Genomic DNA, 20,710 nt, shown 5'->3' on the forward strand with positions numbered 1-20,710 from the left:
TTCGATCAGAGCCTCGCGCTCCACTTGCCACGGGCGAGGTAGGTCGTGCCGGTGGGTTTGATGATCACCCTTGCGCCGCGCACGGGAAGCTCGCCGGTCATGAGCCAGTCCGTACGGATCGCGTCGAGCGCGTCCCAGAGGCGGCGGGGGCCGCCCTGGTGGACCGTGGGGGGCGCATCGGGCGTCTTGGCTGCCGCGCGTGCCCAGGATCCGTCTGCGTGCGCCATCAGGGCCGTTCGGCCGCCGTCGGCTCCTTCTTCGTAGCGGTGTTGGATGCCGGGGGTCGTGATGTCGAGCATGGACGCGAGGTCCCATGCGGAAGCGACGTCGACGACGGGGTATCGGCCGGTCGTGATCTCGTCTCCGTCGTGGTCGTGGGCGACCATGAGCAGGTTGTCGAGGCCGGGGGGGTAGTCGGGGCCGGTGCGGGTGTGCATGAAGCCGGCGCGGTCCCACTCGACGCGGCCGAGGGCGCCGCCGTCCTCGGTCTTCTCGGCGGTGACGAGCAGGGAGGTACCGGCGATCGTGGTCACGAGTCGTCCGCCGGTCCGCAGCGCGGCGAGCCACGGCGCGGGTACGGGGCGCACGGCGACGGTGGCGACGATGCGGGTGAACTCCCCGGGGAGCGTTGCCGTGGCGTCCAGGGCTCGGACGGTGGGTCGTAGGCCGGCCTCGTCGAGGCGTTCGCGTGCGGCGTCGACGAGGTAGGCGTCGACGTCGACGCTGGTGACGCGTGCGTCGCCGAGGCGGCGGGCGGCGAGGGCGGTGCCGTAGCCGGATCCGGTGCCGATGTCGGCGAGGGTGTCGTCGTCGCCGATCCGGGCGTGCTGGAACATCTGCACGACGAGACTTGGCAACGTCGCGGACGAGGTCGGCAAGCCGGCGGGGTGGTCGTCGGGTTTGGCGTGGTCGGCGTGAAGCGGGCCGACGCTGGTGATGAGCGAGGTGTCGCTGTAGGCGGCGTTGAGCCACCGCTGCTCGTCGGCGGGTCCGTCGACGAGGGTGCGGCCGGCGGGCCCCTTCTCCCACCAGCGAGGCACGAAGAGGTGCCGCGGTGTGGTGGCGACGGGGGCGCGCCATCGGGAAGCGGTGTGGGTGACGCGCTCGGCGAGCGCGGTGGCGTGAGACGTCCAGTCCACGGGGGCGGCTCCTACTTCGGGAAGGCGGGGGCGCACGCGGTGGTGTTGGCGGGGTCGCAGTCGTTGGAGTCGTCGGGGGTGCAGGCGTTGCGGGCATCCGTGACGCGCTCGGCGATCTCTGCCCACCGAGGGCCCGTGAACACGGTAGCGAGGCGGTCCTGTCGCAGGTTCCCGGCGGGGAAGTTGCGGGAGAGGATGCAGCCGTAGACGTCGCCGTCGGGGGAGATCGCGGCCCGCTGGTGGTAGCAGCGTCCGCACAGCTCGTCGACGGACGGCGCGTCGGCGGTGGGGCCGGCGGCGCGGCCTACCGCGCGGACGCGGTCGACGCGGATGTGCTGGATGCCGAGGCTGCGCAGTTCGGTCTCGGCCTCGGCGACGCGCTGTCCGTCGAGGACGTCGACGATGCCGACACGCAGGGGGATACCGCGCCGCAGGGTCTCGACGATGTTCGCTCGGGTGCGGGCGTGACTGCCTCGGCCGCCGGTGATCTGCTCGTGTTGGACGGGGTCGTCGCTGTAGTAACTGGTGGCGAGCCGGACGCCGTTCCGCTCGAACAGGGACCACAACGACGGCCGGATGTGGGTGAGGTTCGAGTAGACCTCGACGCCGAGACGTCGGTCGAGAGCGTGCTCGACGAGGGCGGGGAGGTGCGGGTACAGGGTCGGCTCGCCGCCGATGAACTGCACCATCGGAATGCCGAGTGCGGCGACCTGGTCGACGGCCGACTTCCAGTCGGCGAGGGTCATCGTGCCATGGGTCTGGCGCGGGCCGGACAGGGTGCAGCAGTGGCTGCACTCCAGGTCGCACCGGGCGGTGATCTCGAACTCGACCGACAGGATGTCGGTAAGGGGGTGTGCCTGTACGGAGGTTGTCATGGTTCCTCCTGTGGCTGGTGGCCGGGCCCGGGTGGTCCGGCCGGGTGGTGGGACTGCTCCGGGCTGTCCCCCGCGGACGCCCGGGCCGTTGCCCTAGCCGGTGCCCCTAAGGGCGTCGTTCGCTTCGACGATGAGTCGGTGCTCGTGGTCGGCGACGCTGCCCTCGGTGATGCCGGGGTAGTCCACGAACGCGTACGCGGTGATGTCCGAGCGTGCGCTCGGGAGTTTGATACGGGCGATGTCGTCGGGAGTCAGGGGGGCGCACGCGAACAGGAAGGCGGTGGACCGGGCGTTGACCGGCTCCATCCCGAGCAGGAACCGGGACATGATCCGGACCCGCAAGTCACGCCGGACGTAGTAGGCCATGGCGTGCTGAGCGGTCTCCTCGGGGAGCGCCGGCCCGCCGGGGAGTCGCCAACCGCCTTCCTCGGTTTTCAGCATGAGAAGGCGCCCGGCGGCGTCGGTGAGGTGAGCGAGGCCCAGGACGTGGGAGGCAGGCGGCATGGCTCTCTTCCGGTGGGGGGCGGCAGGTGTCCGAGCGGTGCGCTTTCACCATGCCGGTGTGCTGCCGTGCTGATCCACCACCAGGCCGTATACGCCCGCCGTATATTGCGGCCATGGAGCCGGAGCCGGACGTCTGGGCGCATCCGCGGTTACGGGCCGCCGTCGTGGCCGGGGACTGGGCTGCGCTGTTGAAGGGGTGGCGGGTGCTGACCCGTGCCAACCAGAGCGAACTCGGGGCCCGGGTGGGGCTGTCGCAGCCTGATGTCTCCGCGATCGAGAACCGGCGGCGGACGGTGACCTCGGCCGAGGTGCGGCGGCGGATCGTTCAGGGGCTGGGCGTTCCGGCGGAGCTGCTCGGCGGGGGCGGGAAGGCGGAGGTGCCGCTGCCGTCGCTGGTGTTGCCCGAGGTGGTCGCGGATCCCGGGATGGAGCGGCTGCGGGGGGTCGGGGTCGGGCGGATGCGTCTGGACGTGGCCTGCCTTGAGGCGATGGAGGGGTTGCTCGCTTCCCATCGGCGGGCCGAGGACACGCTCGGTTCGCGGGTCGTTGCCGGGGTCGTGGCCGCGCAGTTCGAGCGGGTGGCCGGGTTGTACGACCAGGCGCGGGGGCCGCTCGCCGACCGGCTGGTGAAGTTGCTGGCGGAGTACGCCCAGTTCCTCGCGTGGATGGCGCAGGACCAGGACAACACCCCGGCTGCTTTGGGGTGGTTCGACCGGTCTTACGACTGGGCGTTGGAGGCCGGCCACGGTGACATGGCGGCCACCACCATGAGCATGAAGGCCCATCTCGCCTGGTCGAGGGGGAGGGGGCGCGCGTGCGTCAGGCTCGCGGAGGCGGCGGCGGGCACGGCCGGGGTGAGCCGGGCGACGCGGGCCATGGCGCTGCAGATGGCGGGACGCGGGTGCGCGCTCGACGGTGACGCCGAAGGCGCGTACCGCAACCTGGACGCGGCGCACCGGGTCATTCGGGAGGCGCGTGACGCCCCGCCCTGGCTGTACTTCTACGGCGAGTCCTGGTTCTCGGCACAGCGGGGCATGGCGGACGTGCACCTGGGGGCCTGGGCGAGCGCCGTCGACCACTTGGTGGCCGGGCTCGCCGGTTTCGCCCCCGCGTTCCGGCGCGACCGGGCCTGGTACGGGGCGTGCCTCGCGCACGCCTACGCGGGTGCCGGCGAAGCGGAAGCGGCGTTGGAGGCGGCGCTGGGCGTCGTCCGGGATGCCGCCGAGGTCGGGCGTCCGCACGCGTGGGGCGAGTTGCATGCCGTGGGGGCGCTGCTGTTGCGGCGTGGGGCCCCGGAGGGGCGGGTGCTGGTGGACGTTCTGGCGGGGCTGGACTGAGGGGCGGCGGCCGGTCCGGGGGCCTGTTACGGGTGTGTCAGGGCGTGCTGGAGTGAGTCATAAAAGCGGGTCGTCGCTCGGCCGGGGAAAAAGTTCGTGAAATCCTTCACATGAAAATGAGGGACTGGAACGCTGGTCCAGTGCCGTTCGGCCCCCATCCGGGGCCGAACGGGCCCGGATGAGCGGGAACGGGCCTTCTCCGTCAGGTGAGAAGGAACGTTCAGGCAGGGTGGCGGAACCGAGTGGTCCAGTTGCGTTCGGGGTCGCAAGGCCAGCTCAGCGGGGGTGGTCAACGCGTTTCGGGGGTCGGTGGTTCCCCGTGAGGGGTATGGCGTCGGTCACGTGGGCGGCGCAGTGTAGCAGACAGCACCCCGCGTCTTGTGAAGGGGCGCACGAGCACCCCTTCGGGGTGTGCTGGATACTCGAATCATGAGCACCACGGAGCGTCCACGGATCCTCGTAGTAGGCGGTGGGTACGTCGGCCTGTATGCGGCGCGTCGCATCTTGAAGAAGATGCGGTACGGCGAGGCGACCGTCACGGTCGTCGACCCGCGCTCGTACATGACGTACCAGCCCTTCCTCCCCGAAGCAGCGGCCGGCAGCATCTCGCCGCGTCACGTCGTGGTGCCGCTGCGACGTGTGCTCCCCAAGGCGGAGGTCCTCACCGGCCGCGTCACCACCATCGACCAGGACCGCAAGGTCGCCACGATCGCCCCGCTGGTGGGCGAGGCGTACGAGCTGCCCTTCGACTACCTGGTCATCGCGATGGGCGCGGTCTCCCGTACCTTCCCGATCCCCGGCCTCGCCGAGAACGGCATCGGCATGAAGGGCATCGAGGAGTCCATCGGCCTGCGCAACCACGTCCTGGAGCAGCTGGACAAGGCCGACTCGACCACCGACGAGGAGATCCGCCGCAAGGCGCTCACCTTCGTCTTCGTCGGCGGCGGCTTCGCCGGCGCCGAGACGATCGGTGAGGTCGAGGACATGGCCCGCGACGCGGCCAAGCACTACCGGAACGTGAAGCGCGAGGACATGCGCTTCATCCTGGTCGACGCCGCCGACAAGATCCTCCCCGAGGTCGGCCCCAAGCTCGGCCAGTACGGCAAGGAGCACCTGGAGAGCCGCGGGGTGGAGATCCACCTCTCGACGTCCATGGACTCCTGCGTCGACGGCCACGTCGTGCTCAAGAACGGCCTTGAGGTCGACGCCAACACCATCGTGTGGACGGCGGGCGTCAAGCCCAACCCGGCGCTGGCCCGCTTCGGCCTGCCGCTCGGCCCGCGTGGCCACGTGGACACCCAGGCGACCCTCCAGGTGCAGGGCACCGACTACATCTGGGCCGCGGGCGACAACGCCCAGGTGCCGGACATGGTCGGCCGCCGCGCCGGCAACGAGAACGCCTGGTGCCCGCCCAACGCCCAGCACGCGCTGCGCCAGGCCAAGGTCCTCGGCGACAACGTGATCTCCGGTATGCGGGGCTTCCCGCAGAAGGAGTACAGCCACGCCAACAAGGGTGCGGTCGCCGGTCTCGGCCTGCACAAGGGCGTCGCGATGATCGTCATGGGCAAGATGAAGATCAAGCTCAAGGGCCGTCTCGCCTGGTACATGCACCGTGGCTACCACGGTCTGGCCATGCCGACCTGGAACCGCAAGATCCGCATCTTCGCGGACTGGACGCTGGGCATGTTCCTCAAGCGCGAGGTCGTGTCGCTCGGCGCCATGGAGAACCCCCGCGAGGAGTTCTACGAGGCCGCCAAGCCCGCTCCGCAGCCCGCCGACTCGGTCCCGACGCAGAAGGCCAAGGCCGGCTGAGTCCCCCGCCGCGCGCAGCGTCCGCACGGCGGCCGCGGCTTCCGCGGCACCACACGCTCAAGGGCGTCCACCAAATCCGTGGGGTGGGCGCCCTTCGGCATGCCCGCGCGCACTCGTCCATTCCCCCCGCCCGTCCGTTCCCCCCGCGCGCCCGTCCGTCCCGGCGCGCAACCGGCTGCCCCGGCGCCCGCCCGTCCGCCCCCGCACGCCGTCCCGCGCGCGCCGGCCGCGCACCCCACGCCCCCGCGACGCCCCCATGCTCGGCCGTCGTGGCGATTTTCCCTCCCCCGCGCGAACGTGACGCACTCCCGCAGGGAAGGACTACAGCACGGCTCGCCGGTGTTTAGGTGTCAGATGAATCCATTTCGTCGAACCTGACTCCTGACACCGCATCATGGAGGTGTGCGACATGGCCCAGGCCGCCCGACGGCTCGCCGACCTCGCGGAACGGGTACTGGGGGCACCGCTCCCCATCCGCCTCCGCGCCTGGGACCGCAGCGAGGCGGGGCCGCCCGGTGGGCCGGTGCTCGTCGTCCGCAACCGCCGCGCCCTGCGCCGCCTGCTCTGGAAGCCGGGCGAGCTCGGCCTGGCCCGGGCCTGGGTGGCGGGGGACCTCGACGTCGAGGGCGACCTCTACGCGGCCCTCGACCTGCTCGCCGGGTCCATCTGGGAACGCGGTGAGGAACCCGCCCGCCGCTCCGGCCTCCGGGCGGCCCTGGACGCCCTCCGGGACCCCGACACCCGCGCCGCCGGCCGTGAGCTGCTGAAGCTCGCCGGGCCCTGGACACCGCCCGCGCCGCCCCCGGAGGAGGCCCGCGGGACATCCGGCCGGCTGCACAGCCTCCGCCGCGACAAGCAGGCCATCAGCCACCACTACGACGTCGGCAACGCCTTCTACGAGCTCGTCCTCGGCCCGTCGATGGTCTACTCCTGCGCCTACTGGGAGCCCGAGGGCACCCTGGAGGACGCCCAGCGCGCCAAGCTCGACCTGGTCTGCCGCAAGCTCGGCCTGGCCCCCGGCATGCGGCTGCTCGACGTCGGCTGCGGCTGGGGCTCGATGGTGCTGCACGCCGCCCGCGAGTACGGGGTGAGCGCGGTCGGCATCACCCTCTCCGAGGAGCAGGCCGGCTACGCCCGCAAGCGGATCGCCGAGGCGGGGCTGACGGACCGGGTGGAGATCCGCGTCCAGGACTACCGCGAGATCTCCGACGGGCCCTTCGACGCGATCTCCTCCATCGGCATGGCCGAGCACGTCGGCCGCGAGCGCTACGCCGAGTACGCGGCCGACCTGTACGCCCTGCTGCGGCCCGGCGGCCGGCTGCTCAACCACCAGATCGCGCGGCGGCCGCTGCTCGACGAGGAGGCGTACCAGGTCGACGAGTTCATCGGCCGCTACGTCTTCCCGGACGGCGAACTCGCGCCCGTCGGGCGGACGGTGGCGCAGCTGGAGGAGGCCGGGTTCGAGGTCCGGGACGTGGAGGCGCTGCGCGAGCACTACGCGCTGACGCTCCGGCGGTGGGTGGCCAACCTGGAGGCGCACTGGGCCGAGGCCGTGCGGCTGACCTCGCCGGGGCGCGCCCGGGTGTGGCGGCTCTACATGGCCGCCTCGGCGCTGTCGTTCGAGCGCAACCGCATCGGCGTCAACCAGGTGCTGGCCGTACGGACCCCCGGATCCGGTGACCCGGGACTGCCGCTGCGCACCCGGGAGTGGCGGGCCTGACGACGCCGGAGGGCCCGGTTCCGTAGCGGAACCGGGCCCTCCGGGCGGTCGGGGCCGTCAGTCGGCCCCAGGCGGTCGGGGCCGTCGGCCGGCCTTGACGGCGGAGTCGGCGGACAGCGCCGTCAGTCGGCCTTGATGGCGGACAGCATGTTCAGCTTCGCCGCCCGGCGGGCCGGCCAGAGCGCCGCCAGCACGCCGACCACGGCGGCCAGCAGCAGGAACAGGGCGATCCGGCCCCAGGGCAGGGCCATTTCGTAGGTGGCCATGCTGGTGGCGATCTGCTCGCCCGCGGCCCAGCCGAAGAAGACGCCGAGGACGATGCCCAGCACCCCGCCGAAGAGCGAGATGACCACCGACTCCAGGCGGACCATCCGCTTGATGCCGCTGCGGTCGAGGCCGATGGCCCGCAGCATGCCGATCTCCTGCCGGCGTTCGAAGACGGACATCGCGAGGGTGTTGACGACGCCCAGCACCGCGACGATCACCGCCATGGCGAGCAGGCCGTAGAGGACGTTCAGCATCATGCTGATCATCGACGCGACCTCGCGCGAGATGTCGTCCTTGTCCTGGACCTGGATGGCCGGGTTGTCGCCGAGGGCCTTCCGCAGCGACTTCTTGGCCGAGGCGCTCGCTCCCTTGTCGGTCTTGACCAGGACCTGGCGGTCGACGAGCTCGGACATGTGCGGGGTCAGGGCCGGGTTGTCGACCATGATCCCCTTGAGCATGTCGTTGCCCTTGAAGATCCCGCCGACCGTCAGCCGGCCCTTCTTGCCGTCCTCGTAGGTGACCTCGAAGGACGAACCGGCCTTCCAGTGGTGGCTCTTGGCCGTCGCGTCGTCCACGACCACCCGCTGCCGCTGGGACAGCGCCGCGTACGAGCCGGCCGAGAAGTCGACCTGGGTGAGCTTGCCGATGCTCGCGGCGTCCACGCCGGTCAGGTACTCGCTGTCGCCGTCGATGCGGGCGGGCGACTGCCGCAGGGCGCTGACGGCGGTGACGCCGGGCTGCGTGGCCAGCTTCCGGGCGATGTCGGGGGAGAGGTCGTGCATGTTGGCCATGACGACGACGTAGTCGGCCTTCAGCGAGTCGGCCGCCATCTTGTCGATGGCCTGCTGGACGCTGTTGCCGATGACCGTGAGGCCGGTGATCAGGGTGAGGCCGATCATCAGCGCGGAGGCGGTCGCGGCGGTGCGGCGCGGGTTGCGGACCGCGTTCTGGCCGGCGAGCTTGCCGGGCATCCCGAAGCGGCGGAGCACCGGCCCCACGGCGGCGATCAGCGGGCGGGAGAGCAGCGGCGTCAGCACGAACACGCCGATGAGCAGCAGGCCCGCGCCCACCCCCAGGCCGGACTCGTCGCCCGCCGTGACGGAGACCGCGGCGCCCGCGGCCGTGAGGAGCGCGCCGATGGTGTTGCGGACCACCAGGGACTTGGTGGTGGCCACCGCGTGGACGCTGTTCATGGCCGCCACCGGCGGGATCTTCGCGGCGCGCCGGCCCGGCAGCCAGGCGGCGAGCATGGTCACCAGGATGCCGACGGCGAGCGAGGAGACGATCGCCGACGGGGGGACGACGAGCGGACCGGCCGGCATGGCGTCGGAGGGCATCAGGGCCTTCATCCCGGCGCCGATGCCGATGCCGGCGAGCAGACCGGCGACGGCCGCGACCGCGCCCACGACGAACGCCTCGACGAGCACCGAGCGGGTCACCTGGCGGCGGCTGGCTCCGACCGCGCGGAGCAGGGCGAGCTCCTTGGTGCGCTGGGCGATCAGCATGGTGAAGGTGTTGGCGATGATGAAGATGCCGACGAACAGGGCTATTCCGGCGAAGACCAGCAGACCGGTCTTCACCCCGTCCATGCCCTGGGCGATCATCTCGGCCTCGTCGTCGGCCAGCTTCTTGCCGGTGGTCGCCTCGGCGTCGCGCGGCAGGATCTTGTCGACCTCGGCCTTCAGCTTCTCCTGGGACGTGCCGGGGGCGGCCTTGACGTCGATCTCGTTGAACCGGCCGGGCTTGGCGAAGAGCTTCTGGGCGGTGGCGGTGTCGAAGAGGGTGAGCGTGCCGCCGGCCGACACCTGGCCCTTGTCGGTGGTGAAGACACCGGTGATCTTCTGGCTGAGGACCGGGCCCCGGACGGACATCCGGACGGTGTCGCCGACCTTGAAGCCCGCGCGCTCGGCGGTCTTGGCGTCGACGGCGATCTCGCCGGCGCGCTGCGGCGCCCGGCCGGACGTCAGCGGGTAGCGGGCGTCCGTGCCGTCCTTGCCGGGGAAGTAGTTGGAGCCGGCCCGGGCGAAGCCCGAGCCCACCAGCTCGCCGTCCTTGCCGGCGAGGTACGCCTGGCCGTCGACGCTGCCGGTGGCCGAGGCGGCGCCGGGCACCTTCGCGGCCTTGTCCAGCAGGCGCTGGGTGAGCATCGGGGGCTCGCCGGGCTTCCCCTTGTCGTCGTCGTCCTTGTGCGGCTGGACGGCGACGTCGACGTCGGCGAAGCCCTTCTGGCTGCTGCTCTGGAGGGCGGAGGAGAAGGTCTCGGTGAAGACGAGGGTGCCGGAGACGAAGGCCACGCCGAGCATCACGGCGAGGACGGTCATCAGCAAGCGGGCTTTGTGCGCGAGGACATTGCGCAACGCGGTACGGAACATCGGGTCAGGTGTCCTGGGAGTCGGGGGCGGGCGCGGACGCGGAAGAGATCAGCTCGTCCGGCCCTTGGCGTCGAACGCCTTCATGCGGTCCAGGACGGCGTCGGCGGTCGGCTCGTACATCTCGTCGACGATGCGGCCGTCGGCGAGGAAGACGACGCGGTTGGCGTAGGAGGCGGCGACCGGGTCGTGGGTGACCATGACGACGGTCTGGCCCAGTTCGCGCACCGAGTTGCGCAGGAAGCCCAGGACCTCGGCGCCGGAGCGGGAGTCGAGGTTGCCGGTGGGCTCGTCGGCGAACATGATCTCGGGGCGGCCGGCGAGGGCGCGGGCGACGGCGACGCGCTGCTGCTGGCCGCCGGAGAGCTGGTTCGGACGGTGCTTGAGCCGGCCGGAGAGGCCGACGGTGTCCACGACCGTGTCGAGCCACTTCTGGTCGGGCTTGCGGCCGGCGATGTCCATCGGCAGCGTGATGTTCTCCAGGGCGTTGAGCGTGGGGAGCAGGTTGAACGCCTGGAAGATGAAGCCGATCTTGTCCCGGCGGAGCTGGGTCAGCTTCTTGTCGTTGAGCGCGGTGAGCTCGGTGTCCCCGATGCGGGCGGAGCCGCCGGAGACCGTGTCCAGCCCGGCCATGCAGTGCATCAGCGTCGACTTGCCCGAGCCCGACGGCCCCATGATCGCGGTGAACTCGGCCCTGCGGAAGTCCACGGACACGGCGTCCAGGGCGACCACCTGGGTCTCGCCCTGGCCGTAGACCTTGGTGAGATCCGTGGCGCGGGCCGCCACCTCGGCGGTGCGGACGGCGGTCGGGGCGCCGTAGGGGCTGGTGGTCACGGGGGACACTCCTGTCGGGACGCGGAACGGGACGTGATTCCATGGTCCTGTCCGCCTGCCCGGCCCGGATCAGACCAGGCTCCCGTTCGCGGGACCGTCTCCAGAGGTACGGGCGGGGGGCCGGGTCATCCTCCGGTATGAGGGCGCCGCCGCCAGGTCTGCCGGGGCCGTCGGCGCCGGAGCGGCCGGGCGGTGAGGGAACGGCTACGGAGCGGTGCGGGGGGAGTCGAGATTGCGACAATTCCGGGTGAGTGCCCGGGTGGGGTGGTGAACGGGATGGATCGGCCGCTGGCATGTGCCTATGGCGTCATTGCTGCACTGACAGCTCCTCAGTTGCCCATAAAATAAGACAACCTCTGGTCAGTGTTCCGCTGTTTGGGGGGCGCCACCCGGATAGGCTCATCCTGTTCTCCTCGAGGGAACCCGCGCGCGCGTCCGTGCACGCGTGGCCCGAGGGCCCGCCCGGATGGTGGAATGCAGACACGGCGAGCTTAAACCTCGCTGGCCCTTCGGGCCGTGCCGGTTCGAGTCCGGCTCCGGGCACATCCGCACGTTCACCGTTCGCCTGTGGGCGGGCGCGTGTGCCCGGCGACGGGCGGACCCCGGTCGTACGGCCGGGGTCCGCCCGTACGACCGGGGCCGTCGGTCGTACGGCTGGCGTCGGCCGTCGGTCGTCGGCCGTCGTGCCCCGGCGTCCGGGTCCCGCGTGCCTCAGCCGTCGGCGGCCGGTGCCGTTCCGCCCGCCAGCTCGAAGAGGGTCCTGAGGGCGGCGAACGCCTCCGCCCGGTCCACCAGGCCGTCGAGGCCGTGCAGCGTGTTCACGCCCACGCCGCTGCCGAAGACCAGCGAGGCCAGGCTCTTGGCGTCCGGCAGTCCCGGGGTGCCGGCGGTGATCCGTTCCAGGTAGCCGATCCAGACGCGGCGGGTCCCCTCGTACCCCCGTACGTAGGCGTCGCGCAGTGGGCCCGGCCCGCCCATGACCTCCGGCAGGACCGTCGCGAACACCCGGCCGCAGGGCGCGTCCACCACCGTGAGGTGGGCGTCGAGCAGCGCGTCGAAGGTGAGCGGTCCGGTCTCCGGGAGCACCCGGCGGTACTCCTCCTCGGCGGCGTGGAACGCCTGCCCGATCACCTCGACGATCAGGCCCTCCTTGGAGCCGAAGTGCCAGGCGACCGAGCCGCGGCTGATGCCCGCGCGGTCGGCGACGGCCTGTACGGAGGCGGCCCGCGGACCGCCCTCGGCGACCAGTTCCGTCGCCGCCTCCAGCAGCCGCCGGCGGCTCTCCCGGGCGGACTCCTCACGACGACCAGTCATGCGGCGATTGTTCCACGGGGGTTCGGGCGATCGAAGAGGTGTGGATCCCTCCGCTTTACCTCCCGTGTCCGGAAAACCAATCCCCGCACACCACTTGACGGTCTGTGCCGGGCGTTCAACGATTGGACCACCGTCCAGTTTTCGCGGGTGAGCCGAGCCGGGGACCTTGAATGCCCTGGCGTACGGCGGCTCGCACCGCAGAAGTGGCGGGACACGTTCCGAGCCGCACGTCGTCGCACGTTCCCCGTACCGCTCCTCGCCGGCCGCACGCCGGTCGATTCACGCCACCCCCGGGCCTCCCCGTGTGCCCGTCCGTCCGCCCGGGACCACCGACCGCACGATCGGAGCCGTCATGCGCCTGATCACGTTCGTAGGCAAGCACTCCGCCGGACCGCCTCCGCCGGGCCGGCCCCACCTCGGCGTCCTGCTGGGCGGCGACGCCCCGGACGGCGCCGTCCTCGACCTCACCGCCGCCGCGCCCGACGACCCGCGCCTCGCCTCGCTCCAGGCCCTGATCGAGTCCGGTGAGGCCGGCCTCGACCGGGTGCGGGAGCTGTGCGAACGGCCGCCCGGCGAGGCCGTACGGGCCCGGGGCGACGTCAGGTTGCTGGCGCCGCTGCCCCGGCCGGTGCGGCTGCGCGACTGCGGGCTGTTCATCGCCCACCTGGAGAGCGGGCTGCGGGAACTGGCCCGGCGGCAGGCCGCGGCGGCGGCCGACCCGGCCGCGGAGTTCGAGCGGCTGATGGCCAGTGGGAGGTTCGACCTGAGCCCGCTGTTCCGGGAGCGGGTCATGTACTACACGGCGGACCACCTCTGTGTGAGCGGGCCGGAGGACGAGATCGCCGCGCCCACCGGATCGCGCGAGCTCGACTTCGAACTGGAGTTCGCGGCCGTGGTGGGCCGGACCGGCCGGGACGTCAAGCCCGCCGACGCCCCCGCCCACATCTTCGGCTACACCGTCTTCAACGACTGGAGCGCCCGCGACCTCCAGGCCGTCCTCATGCGGGCCGGCGTCGGGCCCTGCGAGGGCAAGGACTTCGCCGGCTCCAACACCCTCGGTCCGTGCGTCGTGACCCGCGACGAGCTCACCGACCCGTACTCCCTGACCATGACCGCCCGGGTCAACGGCGAGGAGTGGTCGCGCGGCACCACCGACGGGATGGAGCACACCTTCGAGGACGCCGTCGTGCACCTCAGCCGGGACCGCGCGGTGCACGCCGGGGAGGTCATCGGCTCCGGAACCGTCCCGTCCGGCACCGGGTTCGACCTCGGGCGGCACCTGAAGGACGGGGACGTGGTCGAGCTGGAGGTCGAGGGCATTGGCGTGCTCCGCAACACCGTCCGGGTGCCCGCGCGGGACACGGGTGGGTCATGAGCGACGCGTACGTGCTCGGCGTCGGCCGCACGGCGTACGGCCGGTTCCCCGGCCGGACCGTCGGCGCGCTCGCGGGCGAGGCGCTCGCCCTGTGCCTGGCCGACGCCGGGGTGGAACCCGCCGCCGTGGACGCGGTGTTCTTCGCCAACGCCACCCAGGGCGCCCTGGAGGGGCAGCACCTGGTGCGCGGCCAGGTGGCGCTGCGCTCCGCCGGGCTGGCGGGCGTCCCGGTGTTCAACGTCGAGAACGCCTGCGCCTCCGGGACCGCCGCCGTCCACCTGGCGGCCACCGCGGTGCGGGCCGGGGAGGCGGACGTCGCCCTCGCCGTCGGCGCCGAGAAGATGTACGGCGCCGACGAGGAGCGGCTGACCGCCGCCTTCCACGGCGGGCTCGACGTCGCCCGCTGGGAGGAGGGACTCAAGGCCCTGCGGGAGGCGGCGGGCGCGGAGGCGGTCCCGCCGGGCCGGCGCTCGGTGTTCATGGACGTCTACGCCGCGCTCGCCGCCGACTACCGCCGCCGCCACCCCGGCCTCACCCCCCGGCGGCTCGCCGCCGTCACCGCCAAGAACCGGCGGCACGGCGCGCTCAACCCGCGCGCCGCCCGCCGCGAGGCGCTGACGGTCGACGAGGTGCTGGCCGCGCGGCCGATCGTCCCGCCGCTGACCCAGCCCATGTGCGCGCCCATCGGGGACGGCGCCGCGGCGGCCCTCGTCTGCTCGCCCGCCGCGGCCCGCCGGCTCGGCGCCGGCCGGGCGGTACGGATCCGGGCGAGCGTCGTCGCCTCCGGCACCGGCCGGACCCTCGACGAGGAGGCCCGCCGGATCACCCGCCTTGCCTCGGCCGCCGCCTACGAACGGGCCGGCCTCGGCCCGTCCGACGTCTCGCTCGCGGAGGTCCACGACGCCACCGCGATCGGCGAGGTGCTCCAGGTGGAGGCGCTGGGCCTGATTCCCGACGGCGAGGGCGCGCACGCCGCCGAACGCGGCGAGACCGCCCTCGGCGGCCGGCTGCCGGTCAACACCTCCGGCGGCCTGGAGAGCAACGGCCACCCCGTCGGCGCCACCGGCGTCGGCCAGATCCACGAACTCGTCACCCAGCTCCGCGGCGAGGCGGGCGACCGCCAGGTCCCCGGCGCCCGGATCGGCGTCGCCGAGAACGGCGGCGGCTTCCTGGACTTCGAGGAGGCCGCGGCGGCGGTGGTCGTCCTGGAGGCACCGGGGAGGCGGCTGTGACGGACGGGGGAATGGTGCCTGCGCGGGGCGCCGGGTGCGTCAACATCGCGTACCTGCTGCACCGGGCCGCCGCCGGGAGCCCGGACGCGCCCGCCGTGTGCGAAGGGGCGGACGTCCTCCGCGACTACCGGGGGCTTGCCGGGCGGGCCGCCGCGATCGGCGAGGCGCTGCTCCGGGAGTACGGGCTGCGGGCCGGCGACCGGGTGGCGCTGGCCATGCGGAACACCCCGCTCTATCCGGAGGTGCTGTTCGGCGTCTGGTGGGCCGGGCTGGTGGCGGTGCCGATGAACGCCCGGCTGCACCCCCGGGAGTTCGCGCGGTTGGTGGAGGACTGCGGCGCGCGGGTCTGCGTCGCCACCGGTGAACTGACCGGTCCGCTGGGCGAACAGGGGCTCGGGCCGGCCGCCCTGGTGCCCATCGACCACCTTGTGGGGACGGCCGCCGTGAACGCCGTCCGGCCGCCCGCCGACGTGGCGGACGACGCGCCGGCGTGGCTCTTCTACACCAGCGGCACCACCGGCCGACCCAAGGGCGCGACCCTCACCCACGGCAACCTGCGGGCCGCCACCGACAGCGCGCTCGCCGACATCGGGGCCGGCGTCGACGCGTCGATGCTGCACATCGCCCCGATGTCGCACGCCGGCGGCCTCTTCGGCCTCGCCCACGTGGCCCGCGCCCGGGCCCAGGTCTTCCCGCGCGGCGGCGCGGTCACCGCGGACACCCTGGAAGAGGCGCTGCGCGCGTTCGGCCCGGTGACGTTCTTCGCGGTGCCGACGATCCTGCGCCGCCTGCTCGACCCCGCCCTGCTGCCCGACGGCCTCGTCCCGCGCGTGCACCGCATTCTCTACGGCGGCGCGCCGATGTACCGGGAGGACCTGGAGCGGGTCATCGCCCGCTTCGGCGCCGGCCGGCTCTGGCAGGGCTACGGCCAGGGGGAGTCGCCCGGCACCATCACCCACCTGCGCCCCGAGGACCACGCCGGGGACGACCCCGAGGCGCTGGGCCGCCGGCTGGCGAGCGTCGGCCGCGCGCGGACCGGCGTCGAGGTGCGGGTGGCGGACCCCGACGGGCGGGAGGTGCCGGCCGGGACGACCGGCGAGGTGCTGGTCCGCGGGGCCACCGTGATGTCCGGCTACTGGAACGCGCCGGAGGCCACCGCCCGTACCCTGCGCGGCGGCTGGCTGCACACCGGCGACCTGGGCCGGCTGGACGCCGACGGCTTCCTCACCCTCGTCGACCGGGCCAAGGACCTGGTCATCTCCGGGGGTTCCAACATCTACCCCCGCGAAGTGGAGGAGGTCCTGCTGCGCCACCCCGCGGTCGCCGAGGCCGCGGTGGTCGGCGCGCCGGACCCCGAGTGGGGGGAACTGCCCGTCGCCTTCGTGGTGCGGGCCGACGGCGGAGCGGACAGTGGACTCGCCGCCGCCCTGGAGGCGCACTGCCTCGGCCGCATGGCCCGCTTCAAGCGGCCCCGCCGCTTCGTGTTCGTGGCCGCGCTGCCCAAGAACAGCTACGGAAAGGTGCTCAAGACCGAACTGCGGGGGCTGATCGGCCGGCCCCCGGAAGCCGACAACCCGAGAGCTGGTACCGCGATATGAGTCGCCGCATCGTCGACCTCACCTCCCCCATCGACCCCCGTGACCTCGACCTCGTCCCGGAGAGTATGCCGGACCTGGCACTGGTCGTCGCCCCGCGCATGGACTACCACACGCACGACGAGTGGGGCCGGGACTTCATGGTCGCCTCCTTCGGCTGCGACCCGGACGACCTCCCCGGGCGCGAGGGCCCGGCCGGCGAGGTCATGCACGAGATCAGCACCCACTGCGGGACGCACGTGGACGCCCCGCTGCACAGCGGACGCATGTGCGAGGGCCGGCCGTCCCGGACGCTCAGTGACATCGCCCTGGAGGAGCTGTACCGGCCGGGCATGGTCCTCGACGTACGGGCCTGGGCCAAGCCGGGGGAGGCCATTCCGGTCGAGGCCCTGAAACAGGCCATCGCGGCGACCGGGCGGGACGTCGAGCCGGGTGACGCGGTGCTCATCAGGACCGGGCAGGAGCGGTACCGGCTGGGCGAGCCGGAGTACTTCGCCTATCCGGGGATGTCGGGGGCCGGTACGCGGTACCTGACGGGGCTGGGAGCGACCGTGCTGGGGACCGATGCGATCGGGTGGGACCGGCCGATCCCCGCGATGCGGCGGGCCTTCCAGGAGACGCGCGACCCCGGGCACATCTGGGACGGGCACTACGCGATCCAGGACAAGGAGGCGTTCATCGTGCAGCAGTTGGTGAATCTCGGGGCGCTGCCGTTGAGCGGGTTCATGGTCGGGTTCTTCCCGTTGAAGCTCACGGGGACGAGTGCGGCGCCGGCGCGGGTGGTGGCGTTCGTGGAGGGGTGAGCCCCGGTCCCTCCCCCAGAGGGGGCACCCCCACTTCGCCGATTCCTGGGGCTGTGCCCCAGACCCCCCTTATCGCGGCTTCGCCGCTCGTCCTCAATCGCCGGACGGGCTGAAACAGCCCGTCCGGCTCGGGGGTGCGGGGGCGGAGCCCCCGCAGAAACGGTGAAAGGGTGGGTCCGGGGCTCAGGAAGCCTGCACCCGCACCGCCGTGGCCCGCCGCGAGCCCACCGCGAAGAGGGCGAGCCCGCCGACCAGCCAGCAGGACAGCACGACCAGGGCCCGCCCGCACCCCGCGCCGTCGAAGAAGGCCGCCGAGCGCAGCAGGGTGCCGCCCGCGCCGGGCGGCAGGAACTGGCCGAACGTTCCCCAGCCGGAGGGCAGCCACTCCGGCCCGGAGGCCAGGCCGGACAGCGGGTTGCCGAGGAAGATCATCATGGCCGCGCCGAGGCCGAGACCGGGGCCGCCGAGCAGCGAGTGGAGGCCCATGATGGTGACGGAGGTGGCCGCGGTGCTGAAGGTGACGGCGAGGGCGATCAGCGCGTAGTCGCCGTCGGTGACCCCGAAGCCGTACTGGAGCACGGCGCTGAGGGCGAAGCCCGCGAGGACCGAGAAGCCGAGGGAGGTCGCGGCCCGCTGGGCGGGGCGGCGGAGCAGCATCACGATGGCGACGGTCGCCAGGTAGCCGCCGAGCACCAACGGCAGCGCGCCGGCGGCGAGTCCGGCCGCGTTGGGGTCGTCCTTCGTCGGCGGGTGCAGGTCGTGGACGGCCACGGTGGGCCGGGGCGCGGACGGGTCGAGGGACGGCGCGAGGGCGCGCAGGGTGGCGGCGATGGAAGGGCCGGCCGTGGTGGCGACCAGCACCTCGGGCTTGTCGCCGGGCGCCGTGCCGAGGACCACCGCGCCGTACGCCTTCCGGTCGTCGATCCGCTGCCGGGCGGCGGCCGCGTCCGGCACCTTCGTGACGCGGAACGCGCCGGGCCGGGCCTCCGCCAGCCGGTCCGCGACCCGGTCGGCCACCGGGCCGGGGCCCGCGACCGCGATCGGCACCTCGTGCGGGCCGGAGTTGATCGCCGGCAGGGCGAAGGCCGTCAGCATGGCGGCGAGCAGGGCGGTGAGGCCGACGATCAGGACCGGGACCTTCCGCCATCCCGCCGCCGCCTCGGCGTCGGGAACGGCCGGATCGGGGGCGGCGCCCTGAGGCTCGTCGGTGCGGGCGGCGGTGGCGCCGGTCGTATCAGTGGGCGTACGGGACATGGGAGTTCCCCTCGGGGCGGGTGACGTGCTCCTGGTGCCGTGCTGTGGTGTGCGGTGCTGCGCTTGCTGTGGTGCGGAGTGCTGCGCGCGCTGTGGTGCGCTGCCGGAGGTGCCGGTGACGGCTCTCCGGCCCGCGCTGCCGGTCGCACCCCCCACGCGCCCCCGCCCCCCTCGCCAAGGCCCCGCGCCGGGTGGTGCCGAGGCATGGCGGGGGCGTACGGGCGGGGTGGCCGGTCAGGGTTCGACGCGTACGCGCTCCAGTTCCCGGCGCACCGCCTCGGCGACGGGCGTACGGGATCCGGTGCGCACCCAGTGCTCGAAGGTGAGCCGGGTCGTGGTGAGCGCGACCGTGGCGGCGAGCAGCGGGTAGAGGTCGCGGTCGGGGTCGGTGCCGGTGCGGCGGGCGATCTCGGTGGCCAGGGTGGCGGCCATGCCGGCCTCGAAGCGGACCTGTTCGGCCGCCAGTTGCGCGTGGGCCAGGGCCAGCCGCGCGCGCAGGAGGGTGCCGGGGTCGACGGCGGAGAGCTCGTCCAGCACGGTGGCGAAGGCGTGTGTGAGGGCGTCCCACAGCGGTTCCTCCGGCGGGCGGGCGGCGAGCGCCGCGCGGATCCGTTCGGCCCGTTCGGTGCCGGAGGCCATGACGGCCTCTTCCTTGCTGGAGAAGTAGTTGTTGAAGGTCCGGGCCGAGACGCCGGCCTCGGCCGCGATGTCCTCCACCCGGACGGCCGCCCAGCCGCGCTCGGCGGCGAGCCGCAGCGCCGCGAGGCCGAGTGCCGTCCGCGTGGCCTGCTTCTTCCGTTCCCGGAGTCCGGGGTTCCGGGGCTCTGCGGGGTGTTCCGCGGGTGCCGGCCCGGAGGGCTCCCGCCGTGCCGTCGTTCTCGCGGCCCTGGTGTTCATGTCCCTCACCGTCGCAGAAACCTGCGGGGCCCGCAAGTTTGCGCATTGCGCAAGAATCCGCCCCGACCGGTGCGGTGTCGGCCGCCTGGCCGAATGCCAACTGTCGGCGCGCTACGGTGCGTTGACGCTCGAACACTACGGTATGTAGCGTTACCGATCGGTAGCGTTGTGATCGCTGAGGGGGGAGGGGTGGATGAGGCGGGCGGTCCGGACGTCCGGCGGGGCGGCGGCCCGTGAATTCCCCGTTCCCCACCGGCCTTTTACGGCCCCTTCCGGCCGCCTTCCGGTCCGTACCGGCGGTTACAGCGGAGGTCCGCCATCCGGACGGGCCGCAAAGAAACTCACTGGGGCGTGCATGCGTATTCCCAATTCCCTTTACATGGTCCCGGACCACGTGCTCCCGAACCCCTGCGAGCGGGACGCCGACGGCAGTTCGCGAGCGGGTGGCGACACACCACCCGGAGACGTCGACCAAGTCCTTTTACAAATGCGCCCGCTCATCGAATCCGTGATGCGGAACACACAGGTGCGGGCGCTGGAGGAAGCGAGCCTCGCGGTCATCGGCGACCGCGCCGTCGCCGTCGACGCGCTCATCGACCTGGTGCGCCGGGCGGAGACGTCGGTGACCCTCCTCGTCCCGCCCGCGGGCGACGCCCTGCGGCTGGTGACCGACGCGCTGGAGGCGCTGGCCGGCCGGCGCCCGGACGACGCCCGGGTGCGGGTCCTCGCCCCGCCCGAACTGGCCGCCGACGCCCGGCTGGCCGGGCTGGCGACGCTGCTGGACGGCGTGGAGATCCGGCTGGCGGCGGGCGTGCGGCACGCGGCGGCCGTCATCGATCAGCGAGTGGCGCTGGTCAGAGCCGGTGAGGCCACCGTGTTCGGCGCCGAGGCGTCGCTCGTCCGGGCCCCCAGCGTGGTCCGCGCGCTGTACGACATCCTCATGACGGCCTGGTACCGGGCCGCCCCCCTGACCCGCTACCAGCGCCTCCAGGAGTGCCTGCGCCGCGACTCCGGCGCCCGCATCCTGCGCATGCTCGGCGAGGGCTACACGGACGAGGTGGCCGCCCGCGAACTCGACATCTCCGTCCGCACCTACCGCCGCCGCGTCGCCGACATCATGCGGCTGCTCGGCGCCCGTTCCCGGTTCCAGGCGGGCCTCTACGCGGCCGGCGCCGGTTTGTTGCGCGCATAAGTCCTTGGATGTGACATCCAGGTGAATCGGAGGCAGGAAGCTGCCACCACCGGCCGGAGCACGGCAGGGAATTCACGCCATTCCGCGGACCGCCCGGCAGGTTCCGGACCGGTCCGTTGAACCGTCCCGTTCCACCCCCGAAAGTCGTGACGTATCCGAGAGCCGGAGTCCGAACCCGCGCCGGCGCCGGC

16 protein-coding genes and 1 tRNA gene are annotated in these 20,710 nt (G+C 73.0%); 9 read left to right on the plus strand and 8 right to left on the minus strand.

The features are described from left to right. Positions 1-5 precede the first annotated feature (5 nt). From K7I03_RS19825 to K7I03_RS19835, 3 genes are all read right to left on the minus strand, one after another. Positions 6-1,139 (minus strand): methyltransferase domain-containing protein, encoded by a 1,134-nt coding sequence (locus K7I03_RS19825; RefSeq protein WP_185942687.1) that lies wholly within the window; start codon positions 1,137-1,139, stop codon positions 6-8. 11 nt (positions 1,140-1,150) lie between these two features. Next, entirely contained in the window at positions 1,151-2,014 is an 864-nt protein-coding gene (locus K7I03_RS19830) for a radical SAM/SPASM domain-containing protein (protein WP_185942688.1), read from the minus strand. A gap of 93 nt (positions 2,015-2,107) precedes the next feature. Beyond that, positions 2,108-2,518: an NUDIX hydrolase gene (locus tag K7I03_RS19835; RefSeq protein WP_185942689.1), complete on the minus strand. Its 411-nt coding sequence runs from the start codon at positions 2,516-2,518 to the stop codon at positions 2,108-2,110. Positions 2,519-2,631: 113 nt separating this feature from the next. Between K7I03_RS19835 and K7I03_RS19840 the strand changes: the two genes are divergently transcribed. From K7I03_RS19840 to K7I03_RS19850, 3 genes are all read left to right on the plus strand, one after another. Further along, on the plus strand, positions 2,632-3,855 hold the full coding sequence (locus K7I03_RS19840; RefSeq protein WP_185942690.1) for a helix-turn-helix domain-containing protein: 1,224 nt from the start codon (positions 2,632-2,634) through the stop codon (positions 3,853-3,855). Between the two features lie 429 nt (positions 3,856-4,284). Beyond that, a complete protein-coding gene (locus tag K7I03_RS19845) occupies positions 4,285-5,667 on the plus strand; it encodes an NAD(P)/FAD-dependent oxidoreductase (RefSeq protein WP_185942691.1) in 1,383 nt (460 codons plus the stop codon). Between the two features lie 409 nt (positions 5,668-6,076). Then, complete coding sequence (locus K7I03_RS19850) at positions 6,077-7,387, plus strand: class I SAM-dependent methyltransferase (protein ID WP_185942692.1); 1,311 nt, start codon at positions 6,077-6,079, stop codon at positions 7,385-7,387. 122 nt (positions 7,388-7,509) lie between these two features. Here K7I03_RS19850 and K7I03_RS19855 read toward each other — a convergent pair whose 3' ends face one another. Together K7I03_RS19855 and K7I03_RS19860 are read right to left on the minus strand one after the other, a co-directional pair. Further along, the gene (locus K7I03_RS19855; RefSeq protein WP_185942693.1) at positions 7,510-10,026 is read right to left on the minus strand and encodes an ABC transporter permease; all 2,517 of its coding nucleotides are present in this window, start codon (positions 10,024-10,026) and stop codon (positions 7,510-7,512) included. A gap of 48 nt (positions 10,027-10,074) precedes the next feature. Then, on the minus strand, positions 10,075-10,857 hold the full coding sequence (locus tag K7I03_RS19860) for an ABC transporter ATP-binding protein (RefSeq protein ID WP_185942694.1): 783 nt from the start codon (positions 10,855-10,857) through the stop codon (positions 10,075-10,077). A 460-nt stretch (positions 10,858-11,317) separates the two neighbouring features. On the opposite strand from K7I03_RS19860, the gene K7I03_RS19865 reads away from it, so the two are divergent. Beyond that, positions 11,318-11,400, plus strand: a tRNA-Leu gene (locus K7I03_RS19865). A 168-nt stretch (positions 11,401-11,568) separates the two neighbouring features. Here the strand turns inward: K7I03_RS19865 and K7I03_RS19870 are convergent. Beyond that, positions 11,569-12,171, minus strand: coding sequence for a TetR/AcrR family transcriptional regulator (locus K7I03_RS19870; protein ID WP_185942695.1), 603 nt, complete (start codon positions 12,169-12,171; stop codon positions 11,569-11,571). Positions 12,172-12,523: 352 nt separating this feature from the next. Between K7I03_RS19870 and K7I03_RS19875 the strand changes: the two genes are divergently transcribed. Genes K7I03_RS19875 through K7I03_RS19890 form a run of 4 tightly spaced genes read left to right on the plus strand, consistent with a single transcriptional unit; the run spans position 12,524 to position 17,176 of the window. Beyond that, positions 12,524-13,546: a fumarylacetoacetate hydrolase family protein gene (locus tag K7I03_RS19875; protein ID WP_185942696.1), complete on the plus strand. Its 1,023-nt coding sequence runs from the start codon at positions 12,524-12,526 to the stop codon at positions 13,544-13,546. Beyond that, positions 13,543-14,778, plus strand: coding sequence for a thiolase family protein (locus tag K7I03_RS19880; RefSeq protein WP_185942697.1), 1,236 nt, complete (start codon positions 13,543-13,545; stop codon positions 14,776-14,778). Before K7I03_RS19875 ends, K7I03_RS19880 begins: the two co-directional genes overlap by 4 nt. An 11-nt stretch (positions 14,779-14,789) precedes the next feature. Next, complete coding sequence (locus K7I03_RS19885; RefSeq protein ID WP_185942698.1) at positions 14,790-16,376, plus strand: AMP-binding protein; 1,587 nt, start codon at positions 14,790-14,792, stop codon at positions 16,374-16,376. Further along, entirely contained in the window at positions 16,373-17,176 is an 804-nt protein-coding gene (locus tag K7I03_RS19890) for a cyclase family protein (protein WP_185942699.1), read from the plus strand. The genes K7I03_RS19885 and K7I03_RS19890 overlap by 4 nt, the downstream gene beginning before the upstream one ends. Before the next feature lie 183 nt (positions 17,177-17,359). On the opposite strand, the gene K7I03_RS19895 is transcribed toward K7I03_RS19890, so the two are convergent. Both K7I03_RS19895 and K7I03_RS34075 read right to left on the minus strand, forming a co-directional pair. Beyond that, entirely contained in the window at positions 17,360-18,430 is a 1,071-nt protein-coding gene (locus K7I03_RS19895; protein ID WP_221902931.1) for a GumC domain-containing protein, read from the minus strand. A 234-nt stretch (positions 18,431-18,664) separates the two neighbouring features. Continuing rightward, positions 18,665-19,327: a TetR/AcrR family transcriptional regulator gene (locus K7I03_RS34075; protein ID WP_185942700.1), complete on the minus strand. Its 663-nt coding sequence runs from the start codon at positions 19,325-19,327 to the stop codon at positions 18,665-18,667. A gap of 511 nt (positions 19,328-19,838) precedes the next feature. Between K7I03_RS34075 and K7I03_RS19910 the strand changes: the two genes are divergently transcribed. Continuing rightward, the gene (locus K7I03_RS19910) at positions 19,839-20,519 is read left to right on the plus strand and encodes a helix-turn-helix transcriptional regulator (RefSeq protein ID WP_185942701.1); all 681 of its coding nucleotides are present in this window, start codon (positions 19,839-19,841) and stop codon (positions 20,517-20,519) included. Positions 20,520-20,710: the final 191 nt, after the last annotated feature.

The sequence above is a fragment of the Streptomyces mobaraensis genome (assembly GCF_020099395.1).
In the GTDB taxonomy this organism is placed as follows: Bacteria; Actinomycetota; Actinomycetes; order Streptomycetales; family Streptomycetaceae; genus Streptomyces.